The sequence below is a fragment of the Clostridium felsineum DSM 794 genome, from assembly GCF_002006355.2.
Lineage (GTDB): Bacteria > Bacillota > Clostridia > Clostridiales > Clostridiaceae > Clostridium_S > Clostridium_S felsineum.
The window spans coordinates 2,154,847-2,168,983 of record NZ_CP096980.1 but is presented as its reverse complement, the minus strand read 5'-3'; the positions used below and the strand labels follow the sequence as shown (position 1 = coordinate 2,168,983).

14 protein-coding genes are annotated in these 14,137 nt (G+C 27.5%); all 14 read right to left on the bottom strand.

All coding sequences use genetic code 11. The features are described 5' to 3' along the window. Complete coding sequence (gene gmd, locus CLFE_RS10215) at positions 1-1,086, bottom strand: GDP-mannose 4,6-dehydratase (RefSeq protein ID WP_077892700.1); 1,086 nt, start codon at positions 1,084-1,086, stop codon at positions 1-3. A 269-nt stretch (positions 1,087-1,355) separates the two neighbouring features. Next, positions 1,356-2,711, bottom strand: a complete 1,356-nt coding sequence (locus tag CLFE_RS10210; protein WP_077892701.1) for a glycosyltransferase family 2 protein — start codon at positions 2,709-2,711, stop codon at positions 1,356-1,358. A 24-nt stretch (positions 2,712-2,735) separates the two neighbouring features. Beyond that, positions 2,736-3,737, bottom strand: a complete 1,002-nt coding sequence (locus tag CLFE_RS10205; RefSeq protein ID WP_139356089.1) for a glycosyltransferase — start codon at positions 3,735-3,737, stop codon at positions 2,736-2,738. A 28-nt stretch (positions 3,738-3,765) separates the two neighbouring features. Beyond that, positions 3,766-4,776, bottom strand: a complete 1,011-nt coding sequence (locus tag CLFE_RS10200) for a glycosyltransferase (RefSeq protein ID WP_077892702.1) — start codon at positions 4,774-4,776, stop codon at positions 3,766-3,768. A 32-nt stretch (positions 4,777-4,808) separates the two neighbouring features. Then, a complete protein-coding gene (locus CLFE_RS10195) occupies positions 4,809-5,831 on the bottom strand; it encodes a glycosyltransferase family 32 protein (protein ID WP_207651356.1) in 1,023 nt (340 codons plus the stop codon). Between the two features lie 43 nt (positions 5,832-5,874). Continuing rightward, on the bottom strand, positions 5,875-7,446 hold the full coding sequence (locus CLFE_RS10190) for a glycosyltransferase family 2 protein (protein ID WP_077892704.1): 1,572 nt from the start codon (positions 7,444-7,446) through the stop codon (positions 5,875-5,877). A gap of 229 nt (positions 7,447-7,675) precedes the next feature. Continuing rightward, on the bottom strand, positions 7,676-8,311 hold the full coding sequence (locus CLFE_RS10185; protein ID WP_242951567.1) for a cephalosporin hydroxylase family protein: 636 nt from the start codon (positions 8,309-8,311) through the stop codon (positions 7,676-7,678). Next, positions 8,308-8,442 carry a hypothetical protein gene (locus CLFE_RS24250; RefSeq protein ID WP_284738953.1) on the bottom strand — a complete coding sequence of 45 codons (135 nt, stop codon included), beginning with the start codon at positions 8,440-8,442 and terminating at the stop codon, positions 8,308-8,310. Before CLFE_RS24250 ends, CLFE_RS10185 begins: the two co-directional genes overlap by 4 nt. 125 nt (positions 8,443-8,567) lie before the next feature. Then, a complete protein-coding gene (rfbC, locus tag CLFE_RS10180) occupies positions 8,568-9,095 on the bottom strand; it encodes a dTDP-4-dehydrorhamnose 3,5-epimerase (RefSeq protein ID WP_077892705.1) in 528 nt (175 codons plus the stop codon). After that, positions 9,096-10,322, bottom strand: a complete 1,227-nt coding sequence (locus CLFE_RS10175; RefSeq protein WP_077892706.1) for a class I SAM-dependent methyltransferase — start codon at positions 10,320-10,322, stop codon at positions 9,096-9,098. It abuts the gene before it with no gap. Between the two features lie 185 nt (positions 10,323-10,507). Further along, positions 10,508-11,602, bottom strand: a complete 1,095-nt coding sequence (rfbG, locus tag CLFE_RS10170; protein WP_077892707.1) for a CDP-glucose 4,6-dehydratase — start codon at positions 11,600-11,602, stop codon at positions 10,508-10,510. After that, positions 11,595-12,524 carry an SDR family oxidoreductase gene (locus CLFE_RS10165; RefSeq protein WP_077892708.1) on the bottom strand — a complete coding sequence of 310 codons (930 nt, stop codon included), beginning with the start codon at positions 12,522-12,524 and terminating at the stop codon, positions 11,595-11,597. Before CLFE_RS10165 ends, rfbG begins: the two co-directional genes overlap by 8 nt. Positions 12,525-12,709: 185 nt before the next feature. After that, the gene (gene rfbF, locus CLFE_RS10160; protein WP_077892709.1) at positions 12,710-13,483 is read right to left on the bottom strand and encodes a glucose-1-phosphate cytidylyltransferase; all 774 of its coding nucleotides are present in this window, start codon (positions 13,481-13,483) and stop codon (positions 12,710-12,712) included. Positions 13,484-13,784: 301 nt separating this feature from the next. Beyond that, positions 13,785-13,958 carry a YjfB family protein gene (locus tag CLFE_RS10155; protein WP_077835016.1) on the bottom strand — a complete coding sequence of 58 codons (174 nt, stop codon included), beginning with the start codon at positions 13,956-13,958 and terminating at the stop codon, positions 13,785-13,787. Between the last annotated feature and the right edge of the window lie 179 nt (positions 13,959-14,137).

The window sequence follows — 14,137 nt, the reverse complement described above, 5'->3', positions numbered from 1 at the left end:
TTATGTCATCTCCTCAAAAGTTTGTTCTCTTTTTATGTATTCTTCTAAGCTAATACCGCATATTTCATTAAAATCAGCGGCTACCATCATACGAATAAGCTTATCGAAGCTAGTTTTTCTCCTCCAGCCAAGCTCTCTTTCTGCTTTTGAAGCATCTCCTAAAAGCACCTCAACCTCGGTTGGTCTAAAATATCTTGGGTTTATATCCACAAGAACTTTTCCTGTAGCTTTATCAATTCCTATTTCATCTATTCCAGTACCTCTCCAAACTATTTCCATTCCTATAACCTTAAATGCTTTTTCTACAAATTCACGAACTGTATGAGTCTCTCCTGTTGCAATTACATAATCCTGTGGTTTATCCTGTTGAAGCATTAACCACATAGCTTCAACGTAGTCCCCAGAATATCCCCAATCACGTTTAGCATTTAAATTTCCCAGTGAAACTTTATCCTGTTTGCCATCTGCAATACTTGCAATTGCTCTTGTAATTTTCCTTGTTACAAAGGTCTCTCCTCTCCTTGGCGATTCATGATTAAAAAGAATACCATTGCAAGCGAAAATACCATATGCTTCTCTATAGTTCACAGTAATCCAGTAGGCATAAAGTTTTGCAGCTCCGTATGGACTTCTTGGATAAAAGGGAGTTTTTTCATTTTGAGGTGCTGTTTCCTTCATTCCCCCGAAAAGCTCAGAGGTAGAAGCTTGATAAAATTTACACTTGATTCCTGATTCCTTTATAGCATCTAAAAATCTTAAGGTTCCAACAGCATCAGTTTCTACTGTATACTCAGGTACCTCAAAAGAAACTTGAACATGACTTTGAGCTGCTAAATTATATATCTCATCAGGCTGTACCTTCTCTAATATTCTGTTTATATTACTAGAATCTGTCAAATCACCATGATGAAGAAACAGTGTCTTATTACCTATTTTAGGATCTTCAAATAAATGATCTATTCTTTTCGTATTAAAAGAACTGGCACGCCGTATTATTCCATGTACTTCATAGCCTTTTTTTAGTAAAAATTCTGTTAAGTACGATCCATCCTGTCCTGTTATTCCAGTTATAATAGCTTTTTTCACTGCGATTCCTCCTTTAACTACTATCTCAATAAATATATTATTTCCCAAACTATGCTTTATTAATTCTAAAAATATATTTCAAGCAATAATAAACATTTTTCTATTTTTTTATACTTTTTTCTTGTTTATGTGACATTTACATATATTATCGTTCTATATATTTGTTTATTTATACTTTATTTTATAGATTTTTTACATAACAAAAAAAGATACTAATTATAGCAAATTTCGCTATAACTAGTATCTTTAAAATTTTTAACCCCTATATATTATTTCGAACTTAACTCTTTATTCAATTTTCTTATTTTACTTTCTAATATAGGATACCATGTATTTTTCATTAAATTATATGTATAATCATAGTTAGCTACATAACCTTTATCTCTTTCAGACTCTATTACATTAAAAAATCTATCAACATAAACTAAATTATTTTCTATTTTATATCTTACATCAAATATATGATTACATAATTTAATTACCAATTCATGCTTACTCAAGTTAGTATTTTTTAAATTCTGTACATCACACTCTTTAAATTGATTTTTTATTTTATCTATATCTTTTTCTACAGCTATATTTAATTTTCCTCTGTAATTTAAGCTTTTGAGTTTTTCTATAACATTTCTCAAAATCTCTATACTTAAATCATTTACTATAAGTATGTCTTTCTTATTTTTAATTATATTAGAAAATCTATCCTCTATATTTTCAATATGTAGTATTTTTTCTTCATCTGCTTTTTTTCGTACATTGTTCACAGCATCATCTACTGCTGTAAGTATTGTTCTAGCACTGTTGTATTTTCCAATATAATTACAAGAATATACTGCCTGCATAACTTCATCAAATAACTTCAAAGAAAATTTCTCAACTTTGCTTTTTTCAATATATTTAGAAAAGAAATGTATTCTATTACGCCAAAAGTAATATGTTCCAAAAGTATTTGTTCTTTGAGCTACGCCCATCTTATGCCAAACTATTGATTTTGAATAAACAGAAACCTTATATCCTTCTTTTTTAAACCTATATCCAAAGTCAATATCGTCCCAATATATAAAATTCCCTTCATCCATCATACCAACTTTTTTTAAAGCTTCAACTCTTATTAACATAGCACATGCAGGAACATAATCACATTGAACTACTTCTGGTAAATCAGCGCTATCAGTATATCCTTTATATAGTGGCTCTATATAAAAATTTTGAAAATCAATTTTTGCTCCCATTTCCTGAATCTTATTTTTATTATCCATTGAATATATCTTTGAACCAACTACAGCAGTATCTATATTCTTCTCTATATAATCAACTGAATTTTCTATTGCATTTTTATCTAAAATAACATCATTATCTAAAAGCATAATATATTTATATTGGTGCTTTAAGGCTTCTTTTATTCCTGTGTTAAAGCCACCAGATCCACCCAAATTTTGCTTATTTTCAATCAAATTCACTTTACTTAAGAATTCATTTTTAATAGCTTCTATAGATTCATCATTAGATGCATTATCTATAACATAAATATCCAAATCTTTATATGAGGATTTAAGAACTGAAGCTATACATTTCAGTACATAATCCTTTTTATTATAATTGCAAATTACCACTGCTAACTTTTTCATTTTATTACCCCTGTTCTTAAAATATCAGACGGTGCAAAAAAAGTCGTCTATACTTTTTAAACCTATTTCTTTTAACTTTCCAATAGCTTCTTCTTTTCCTGGTTCTGTCGCAATAAAAACATAATCGAATTCAATATTCTCAACACTTTCTGGACTAAAAATTCTTCTATTCAAAAATTCTCCAGCTTTAAACTTATCGATAAATCCAACACATTTAGACTTTTTAAAATATTTATCTACAACTTCCTTTGTAGTTTTACCACCATTACTTGCACCCCATATTATGTATTTAAAATCATCTTCAATTTTATTTTCAAAAACGTCCATTAGCTTTATTTTAATTCCATCCTTTAGTCCTTCATTATTCTTATTATCCACCTTAGTTTTGGAATCATCATGAAGTCTAAAATAAATAAGTTTTTCATTAAGCTTGTATATATTTAGCTTTGCTTTTATTGCTCTTAACCATAAATCAAGATCCTCTGATTTAAAGTTTCTATATCCTTTTAATTTATTAAGTATAGATTTTTTTAACATTATAGATGGATGAGCCAAACAATACCAATAATTTATTATTGTTTCTCTATTGCTCTTACCTATATCAAAGGTTCTATTTAATTTATTTTCATCTCTTATTTTTATCTCAGGTGACACATCTCCAAAAGTCTTGACTTCAGTACCTAATATATCTATATCTTTATGTTCTTTAAAGAAATTAATTTGCTTTTCTAATCTTTCAGGAATACAAATATCATCCGCATCCATTCTTACTATGTACTCACCTTTTGCTAAATTTATCGCTTCGTTTAATGTATATACCAGCCCTCTATTTTTCCTTGAAACAACAATAATTCTATCATCTAATTTAGCATATTCATTTATTATATTAATAGAATTATCGGTAGAACCATCGTTGATTATTATAAATTCAAAGTTTTTATAGGTCTGACTAAGTACACTTTCAATAGCATTTCTTAAATATTTTTCTGAATTATATACTGGCATAATAACGCTTATACTATTCACAATTATCACCCCCTATAAACTTTTTCCTTTATACTACAAAATCTATATAATCTTCAACTTTTTTCAATCCAATATTTATCAGAAAATCATTAGCTTCTTTTTTTCCTGGTGCTGTAGCTATGAAGATATAATCAGCTTTTATTTTAGCTATTTCTTCAGGCTTGTATATTTTATATCCGCACAAATCTCCTGTTTTAAATTTATCAACAAATCCCATAAAATTAAAATTATCTGTCTCTTTATCAACAACCTCTTTTGCAAATTTTCCTGCTGTTCCTGCACCCCAGATTATATAGTTAACTTTATCATCATTCTTAAAATCTTTAATATAATTTAATTTTGCTTTCATGCTAAACTTTAATGTTTTATAACTTGACCATTCTCTAGCCGTTTTAGACTTATTATGAATTCTATACCTAACTAATCTCTCATCTAATCTTGATATTTTATATCCACCTTTTATTGCTCTTAACCACAAATCATAGTCTTCTGCAGTATCATATTCTTCGTTATATCCCCCCAACTTTGTAAATACTTCTTTCTTAAACATTACTGATGGATGTGATATTGCACATGATGTCAAAAATATTTCTTCTATATTATTATCATTAAATTTTGCAGCTAATTCTTCGTAATAAGCAGCTTTTTGTTTTTCTGTTACATTACCAAAAACATATAGGTTTGTACCTAATATATCAATGTCCCTATTTGCCTCTAGAAAATTAAACTGTTTTTCAATTCTATCATGGATTGATATATCATCTGAATCCATTCTAGCAATATATTTACCTATTGCTAAACTTATTCCTTCATTTAATGAAAAAACAAGTCCTTTATTTTCCCTTGAAATAACTACAATTCTATCATCCATCTCTTTATATTCATTAATTAAATCTAGTGAACCATCAGTAGATCCATCATCTATAATTATAAATTGAAAATCTCTGTAAGTTTGATTTAATATGCTCTCAATTGCCTCTTTCAAATATTCCTTTGAATTATACACTGGCATAACAATTGAGATTTTACATTTATCCATATTAAGCACCTCCCTATTAGATAAGTTATTAGTTAAAACAATACATTAACTCCTAATATTTCTTCTAATGAAACAATTTTCGCCCCAGTTATTTTCTCTAAGTTTTCTTTTATCTTATAAAATTCATATGTTACTGTAACAATTATACAATCAATATTTTCAATTTCATTTTTATGAGACTTAGCAATATTGACTCCATCATAAATATTAGTTATTGAATTATTATCTATAAACAATTCTACTTTAATATTATTATTTTTTAGTTGACTATAAAACATTTTTCCTATATTACCAATACCGTATATTGCCATATGATTTGAATTTAATTTTTTAATTTGTTCTACATATGAATTCTCATTACTTAGATAAGCATTAGTAAGTTCTGATAACAAAATATAATTCTTCTTGTATTTCATTTTTTCATCTTTCAACTCTTCATTTGGCAACCATGAACCATTAAAATGATGTATAGCATAATTATCCTTTTGTATACTTTTTATACAGAAAGTAGTTCTAGGATATATATATATTTCATCCTTTAGTATTTGTTCTCCATCAATCTTCTTTAATTCATATCCATTAATTAAATTTTCAGTTAATATCTTAGGTATTACTATACTACCAAGTTTATCTTTAAAATACTCAAAGCTTAAATTTTCATAGTATTTAAGTACCTTACTTAAAAATGAGTGTTTGGGTTTACTACCAATAACTCCAGTGCCTATAAATTCCTCTGTTTCAAATCCGGCAAAAAAACCACCATTCAAAAATTTATCTAAATTATTCGTTATCTCAACATCCGTATCTAGATATATTCCTCCCTGATTATATAAAGCATATAGTCTCACATAATCACTAACAAATGCCCATTTTTTATTTTTATAAGCTTCTTTTACAAATTTAACAGAATTAATATTAAAATTATTTTCACTCCATTCTACAAAAGTATAATCAGGTAAATATTTCTTCCATGATTTCATGCATTTTTCAATAATACTGTTTTTCGGATTTCCACCAAACCAACAATAATGTATTATTTTAGGTATTTCGTTCACCTTCATTTCCCCTTCCCTTTGTCTAACAATATTTTTTATATTATCATACTAAAATATCAAAATAGAACTCTTCATCGCTTGTATATAATTTCATGATTTTACTATCGTCTATCAACTCTTTCAAAGTTTTATATATTTCTTCTTGATATGTATAACTACAAATTACAACCTTATCAATATTCATTTTTTTTATAAGTTCGGGATTGTTAATAGTATATTCTTCAATCTTAGTTCCCCACTTGTTTTTATCTGAATCAAAGAAATAAATATTATAATCTTTAATATCACATATATACTCTATTAGTTTTAACACTACCTTACCATGAGTATTTGCTCCATAAATACCTATATTGTTATTTGTGCATATTTTATTTACAGCTTTAATTACCTTTTTCAATTTTTTTTCATACTCATCTACTCTAAGTTTATAACCTAATATATTTTCAGATAACTTGGCTATTTCAAATATATTAGTAGCTTCAAAGTTTTTTGCATCTATAACTAAGTATTTATCGTTAAAATCAGGAAAAAACTTTTCGTTAAAGTCATAGTATTCTATAGGCTTTAATTTTTTCAATATTTCGTTCTCAAAAAATACTTTTATATCATCATCAAATTTACTTTTAATAACATCATATACATATGTTAACGTTTCTTTAAAAATTTTTTCTCCATCCTCTGAATAATATCCACAGCAGTGTCTGACATCCTCTACTAACCTTGATATTAAAGCCTTATAATCTATATTGAATTTATTATTACGTGGTAAGAAATTAGACAGGGCATGATTCATTGAATCCTCAACAGCTAATGTTTCAGAAAATCTTATTTTATCAAAACTAGAATAATATCTAATTCCGAATTTTTCGTTTAGCATGCTAAATTCTTTAGTAACGCTATTTCCTTCTATTAAAGTTATACTTCCCATGCCATTGCTTTTTTTACTTGATCCCGCAATGCTTACAGGGAATCCCAAATAAAAAAAGTATTTCGCATAATATGCAATTACTAATCCAGAATATACATCAGGTGCACAAGAATCAAATACTTTTACATTCTTTTTTTCTATTCCTCTTATAAAATCCACTTTAATGGCAGAATTCATATAAAGCATTGGCAATACATCATATCTTTCCTCAAAGTTAAGAACTTTCTTTATTTTTTCCTCCCCACAAAAGAATTCACTTTTTTTGATTTTTTTTAGTTGTAAATAATTTGCCAAATTGTTGAGCAAATAATTTGGCCATGAATAATAGTTTAAATCCCAGTGTATTACTGGTGCCTTTACTAATTTTATTACTTTATTTAATAACTCTAGTGCATGAAAATGTAATCCATCATCATCTCCTAGACATATAACATATTCTCCTTTAACTTTTTCTAACGCAAATTGATAATTCTTAGTCATTGGTAATAGCTCTTTTGTTTTATAATACTTTATTTTATTACAGTTTAAACTTTCTATAACTTCCCTTGTATTATCAGAACTACAGTTATCTGAAACTATTATTTCATAATTATCATAATTTTGATTTATACATGTCATCAAACAATACTTTAAAGTTTCTGCTCTATTTCTAGTTGGTATCAATATAGTAAATTTAACATTATCCATAATATTACTTCCTTTCAACTATCTAATACTATAAGATGTAACTAATTAAATGATTTATAGTTTTATATTTTCATAATTTTAGTTTTTCTATTATGATTAAAATTTTATAGCATATAATTTCTTATTGTACTTATTTTCTATAAAATTCAATTCCTTAATTAGATACACCCAATAGAATCAAAATTTTACATTTGTTTGTTATATCTCCTTTAATTTTATTGTAATAAAACTATTTCCTTTTTAACCATGCATTTGGCCATTCAGTTATATTTTGATCTAAATTACTCTCATTAAACTTCCAGTTTGGCTGTTCTAAAATAAAATCACTATGTTTTTTCAAAAAGTTGATAGCTGCTACTGAAGGGTTGTCCTTTTTCCAAGAAATATTCCCTCTAGGAACATCATCTAAGTCTTTCATTATACCATCTTGAACAATAATGTATGATTCCTTTGTTACAAACTTAGAATATAACTCTAATTCACTAGTAACATGCTCTTCTGTATGGCATGAATCTAATATAACTAATACTGTCTCATCTTCCTTTATAAGATTTTTGACATTATTAATAACTTCGTCACTAGTTGAATTTCCCTCTATTAATGTTATTAATGGATATAGCTCATGTTCCTCGATTGCTTTTCTATTATGAGGTCTTATTTCAATATCTACCCCAATAACTCTTCCTTTTCCCATTGCTTTACATAAACTTGCATAATACACTAAAGAGCCTCCATGGGCTACTCCTGTTTCAATAATACAGTCAGGTTTCAAATCATATATAACCTCTTGAATCCTCACCATATCTTCAGGCAATTGAATTATAGGTCTTGTCAAACCAGCTAAATGTATATGTATATTTTTCATTCCAACCTACTTTTTACCCACTGATTTGATATTATTTCAAATGCTTCTTTAGAATACAACTCTATTTGTTTATTGATTCCATTTTCTTCAATTGACATCTTATTATTATCTGTATCCATTAATATTTTCATGCTAATCATCTCCTAAAATTCGATAATTTATTTATTTTTTTATACACTTTTATCTTAAATAGCAAGCATATTTTTTATAAAAATCACATCATAAAAACACACTTAATTATATTAACAAAACACACCTATTCTAAATCGTTATATTCTTTATCCTTTACTGAAATTATTTTTTCTTTTATAGGCCATTGAATATTAATATTCTTACTATCCCACTTAATTCCAGAGGCACATTCAGGATGATAAAACTCAGACATTTGATAAAATACTTCTGTGTTATCTTCAAGTGTTTGAAATCCATGTGCAAACCCTTTAGGTATATATATCATCTTTCTGTTTTTATCAGATAATTCAACAGAAATACATTTCATGTATGTTTCTGAATCTTTTCTTATGTCAACAACTACATCATAAATTGAACCTTTAGTACATCTTACAATTTTCACTTCTTCATGAGGTTTTTTTTGAAAATGCATTCCTCTAAGCGTTCCTTTTTTTTTGTTAAAGGATATATTACATTGAACTAAATTAGAATCCAAATTATATTTATCAAGTTCTTCTTTACACCACGAACGTGCAAAAAAACCCCTTTCATCTTCAACTGGTTCTATTTCAATTATATATACACCTCTTAATTTTGTTTCTTTAAATATCAATTAAAACACCTCTACACTAGGAATCAATGTTACAAATTTTCCATTCCAATCTCTAATAAACTCCATTTGTTTTACTATTTCACTTTTTAAATTCCAAGGAAGAATTATTACATAATCAGGTTTAGTATCTCGTATTCTATCTGGTGAATAAATTGGAACATGACTTCCTGGAAGGTATAAACCTTGCTTATGTGGACTTATATCTACTGTATAATCCAAAAAATCATTAGCTATTCCACAGTAATTAAGGAGTGTATTTCCCTTTGCAGGAGCTCCATACCCAACAATACTTTTTCCATTATTTTTAGCATCTATAAAAAAGCTTAATATATTTCTTTTAGTTTTCTTTATTTTTTCTGAAAACTCCCTATAACTCTCCACTTTATTTAATCCACTTTTTAGTTCTTCATTTAAGATCTTTTGTACATTTTCACTTACTGTTAAACTAATATTCTCTTTATGTCTTGCGTATATTCTTAAAGAACCACCATGTGTTTTTAATTCTTCAACATCAAATATTTCAAGTCCATGAGTCTCAAATATTTTTTTTACTGAAATAAGTGATAAATAAGAAAAGTGTTCGTGGTATATTGTATCAAATTGATTTTCATTTATTAATCTTAATAAATGAGGAAATTCCATAGTTATTATACCTTTATTATTAAGTATTATTTTCATTCCTTCTACAAAATCATTAATATCGGGGACATGCGCAAGAACATTGTTTCCTATGAGAACATCTGCCTTATGTTTATTTTTCAATACACCTGCTAATTTAGTTCCAAAAAACTCTGAGATTGTTTTTATACCTTTTTCATTAGCTATTTCTGCAATATTTTGTGCTGGTTCTATTCCAAGTACATTATTGTAATGTTTTTCTTTAAAATTTTTCAGAAGATACCCATCATTACTTGCTATTTCTACAATGCACTCACTTGTATCAATATTAAATCTTCCAATCATCATTTCTGTATATTCTTTAGCATGCATAAGCCAACTTTCTGAATAAGAACTAAAATATGCATAATCAGAAAATATATTTTGAGGTGATTCAAATTCCTCAAGTTGAACTAAAAAACACTTTTCACATACATAAGCATGAAGTGGATAAAATTCTTCTTTAATATTAAGTTGATCTTTTTTTAAGTAAGAATTTGACAAAGGCGACATACCTAAATCGGCAAAAGTATGCATTAGTTCAGTTCCACAAAATCTACATTTTGACATCCTTACTCCTCCTTAAAATTCATATTTTATTAATAAAAAATGCAACACAGTTCCTATAAGCTTTTCCTTGATAGTTCACGTATATTTTTATAAAATAAATTTCTTATTTAACCTTATAGTATCAAAAGTTTTCTGTTACATTATGTCCTTAAATCTTCTTGTTTTCATATATTTTACATTTATAATTAATACCACAATAAATCGTTTTTTTTAGCATCTTGTTCATATTTATATATTTGCCTTAATGTATACTGATACATATTTCCATCTTGGTTTTCATAAAATTCCTTATACCATTTCATTGTCATATCAACTGATTGTTTTACGTTCCATATAGGATACCACTTCAAATAATATTTGGCTTTGCTTATATCCAACTTCAATAAATTGGCCTCATGTAATTGTTGATAATTATCTATCTCTATATTCCCATCACCATAGCTATCTATACATAAATTTAGAATTTCTTCAACATCTAAAACATCCGTGTCATTAGGTCCAAAATTCCATCCACTACTATATTTCTTACTATCCTTTAACATTAAAGCTCCCAACCATAAATAACCAGATAAGGGTTCAAGCACATGTTGCCATGGCCTCGTAGCATACGGATTTCTTACTAATACTTTTCTATTTTTTAAAGTTGCTCTTATAAAATCTGGTATTAATCTATCTTGTGCCCAATCTCCTCCACCTATTACATTTCCTGCTCTGACAGATGCCAAGCCTATATTATTTGAATCGTAAAAACTATTTCTATATGCAGATACAACCAACTCTGCACATCCTTTACTAGAACTATATGGATCATATCCTCCCATAGGATCATTCTCCCTATATCCATAGATATACTCCTTATTTTCATAGCACTTGTCTGTTGTAATTATAATAACTGCTTTTACACTTTTACAATCTTTAGCTGCCTCAAGCACATTTACTGTTCCCATAACATTTGTTTCATAAGTTTCGATGGGATTTTTATATGATACCCTTACAAGTGGCTGAGCTGCAAGATGAAATACTATTTCTGGTTTATAATCATTAAAAACTTGCTTTAATTTTTTCAAGTTTCTTACATCACCAATTATATTTGTAACTTTATTTTCTAAATTACATATTCTAAACATTGATGGTTCTTTATCTGAAGATTCAAGAGAATATCCTGTAACCTTTGCACCAAGTTTATTTAACCATATAGATAACCATGATCCTTTAAAACCTGTGTTTCCTGTTAAAAGAACTTTACTATCTTTGTATGCTCCAGCAAATAATTCATCCATTATTTATATCACCTACATCATTCAAATTATTTGTTTCATCCATATACTTCAATCCAGTTTTTAAATCAATTTCAGCATTCCATTTAGGTAAAGGACTTATTAAAGTAGCTGGATTCATGACTTCTCTTTTTCTATATGGCCTTGCTCCCCATTCAACTAGTACTTTTCTACCTGTTATCTCTTCATACATAGATACTATATCTTTTAATTTATATCTCTTAATACCGTACAAACCATATTTTTCATGAAAACACTGCTTTTTTATTTCATCTAAGCTAAATAACGCTGTATAAAACCCTTTAACAATATCATCAATATATGTTAAATCTAGTAATTGTTCTCCTTTTGACATTTTAAGTGTATCCCCATTTTTAGAGTACTTTTCCAAAAGGTTTATTATTTTACCCCTATTATCCTTAGGTCCATATGTATCAAATAATTTTAATGTAATAACCTTAAATTTATTTGCTTGAACATAATAATCTATTATTTTTTCAAATGCTTCCTTAGTCGCTGCATACAAACATACTGGATTATAACTTTCATCATTGTAGTGTTGCCAAGCTGTTCCAACATTTATTAACTTATCTACTTTTGCTTTGCTCATGGATTCTAAAATCTCGGTAGAAAATTTAATATTACTATCAATTAAATCATTAATATCCCCACTACTATGTTCTGAAATAAATAATGATGCCAAGTGGCAAACCGCATCAGGTTTAATTTGCTTAAAATGCTCTATCAATTTAAACACATTACCATCATAAATAAATACATTAACTTTGTCTAAAACTTCACTCAACATATCAAACTTAGAAGTACTTCTCGCAATTACATATACTTCTTTTTTATCCTCTATTAACTTTTTAGTAAGATTAGAACCAATATATCCTGTAGCACCTGTTAAAACTATTTTTTCCATACTATTCACCACAAATCTTTAAATTCTTTTAATAAATCAAATGGTTTATCTCCATCTGATATTATGGGCTCATATATCTTCCATTCCTAAAGAACTATTCTCTCTAACACCAAAATCTAAATTATAATCAGATTAATTGTAAAAACTTGATAGATAACTATAATTTAATCAGATTACTAACTATACTATCTCCATATTTTCCATGGTGCCTTTCCTGTTTTCCATAATAATTCAAGTTCATTTTTATCTCTTAAAGTATCCATAGGTTTCCAAAAACCTTCATGTTTAAATGCACAGAGCTTGTCCTCTTTTGCAATATTTTCAAGTGGTTCACTTTCAAATGTCGTATTATCACCTTCTATGTAATCAAATATATCAGGTTCAAGCACAAAATATCCTCCATTAATCCATGCACCATCTCCATTAGGTTTTTCCATAAATTTATTAACATTATAACTATCATCTATATTAAGCGCTCCAAATCTCCCTGATGGTTGAACAGCCGTAACTGTAGCTATTTTCTTATGTTCCCTATGAAATTCTAAGAGAGCTTTTATATCAACATTTGAAACACCATCTCCATATGTAAGCATAAATGTCTCACTACCAATATAGTCCTTAACTCTTTTAATTCTACCACCTGTCAAAGTATTTAAGCCTGTATCAATAAGAGTTATTTTCCACGGCTCTGCCTTACAATTATAATAACTTATATTTCCCGAGCTTAAATCTACCTTAAGATCACTCATATGCATATAATAATTAGCGAAATACTCCTTAATCACATATCCCTTATAACCACAACATATTATAAAATCATTTATTCCATAATAAGAATATGTCTTCATTATATGCCATAAGATTGGATATCCGCCTATTTCAACCATTGGTTTAGGTTTTACAACTGTTTCTTCGCTTAATCTTGTCCCTAAACCACCTGCAAGTATAACTGCCTTCAAAAAAACACCTCCAAAAATTAATACTTATTAAAATAATTTCAAAATAAAACTACATTTTACATCATTGCTCACGTTCTTGTATTTATTTAAAATTTTTCAGTATATATTTTATTAATACATACTATGAATATTATGGTAATAAGTATATATAATATACTACTATGTAATCTATTTCAATACAATTATTTTTTATGTATTAAAGTTATGAAATAACATTAACCTCAAGTTACCACATGAAACTTAAATATAGCATGTTAATAAAAAATTTTTTTATTAACACACTATAACAACATGTCCTTGTTTAAACTCTGACGTCAATATTCTTTCCTAAATTAGGGTCCATGGCTTCTATCATTTCTGCTGTATTTTCACCAGTTTGCTTACAATTGTTCATAGCCATTTTAAAAACGTCAAGATTTGCTGCATCACTCACTTTCTGATTGCTATTAATAGTTGCTAAAAGTGCTATATCCATAAAATCCCTCCTTTTATACTTTAATTATCGTTATAACCTAATTTATCTTTACAATTAACCTCCTTTATTGTATTCCATAAAGTTAATTTATTATGAATACTAACTATTTGAGGAATTTATTCAATAATAATACTAATTTTATTAACAGATCCAATAAAATGTATAACTACTCGATTTTG

Excerpts from the sequence above, each read along its gene's own strand:
- CLFE_RS10210 (WP_077892701.1), bottom strand. The coding sequence starts at position 2,711 with ATGAAAAAGTTAGCAGTGGTAATTTGCAATTATAATAAAAAGGATTAT.
- CLFE_RS10200 (WP_077892702.1), bottom strand. The coding sequence starts at position 4,776 with ATGGATAAATGTAAAATCTCAATTGTTATGCCAGTGTATAATTCAAAG.
- CLFE_RS10190 (WP_077892704.1), bottom strand. The coding sequence starts at position 7,446 with ATGGATAATGTTAAATTTACTATATTGATACCAACTAGAAATAGAGCA.
- CLFE_RS10185 (WP_242951567.1), bottom strand. The coding sequence starts at position 8,311 with ATGAAAAATATACATATACATTTAGCTGGTTTGACAAGACCTATAATT.
- CLFE_RS24250 (WP_284738953.1), bottom strand. The coding sequence starts at position 8,442 with ATGAAAATATTAATGGATACAGATAATAATAAGATGTCAATTGAAGAA.
- CLFE_RS10175 (WP_077892706.1), bottom strand. The coding sequence starts at position 10,322 with ATGTCAAAATGTAGATTTTGTGGAACTGAACTAATGCATACTTTTGCC.
- rfbG (WP_077892707.1), bottom strand. The coding sequence starts at position 11,602 with ATGGATGAATTATTTGCTGGAGCATACAAAGATAGTAAAGTTCTTTTA.
- CLFE_RS10165 (WP_077892708.1), bottom strand. The coding sequence starts at position 12,524 with ATGGAAAAAATAGTTTTAACAGGTGCTACAGGATATATTGGTTCTAAT.
- CLFE_RS10155 (WP_077835016.1), bottom strand. The coding sequence starts at position 13,958 with ATGGATATAGCACTTTTAGCAACTATTAATAGCAATCAGAAAGTGAGT.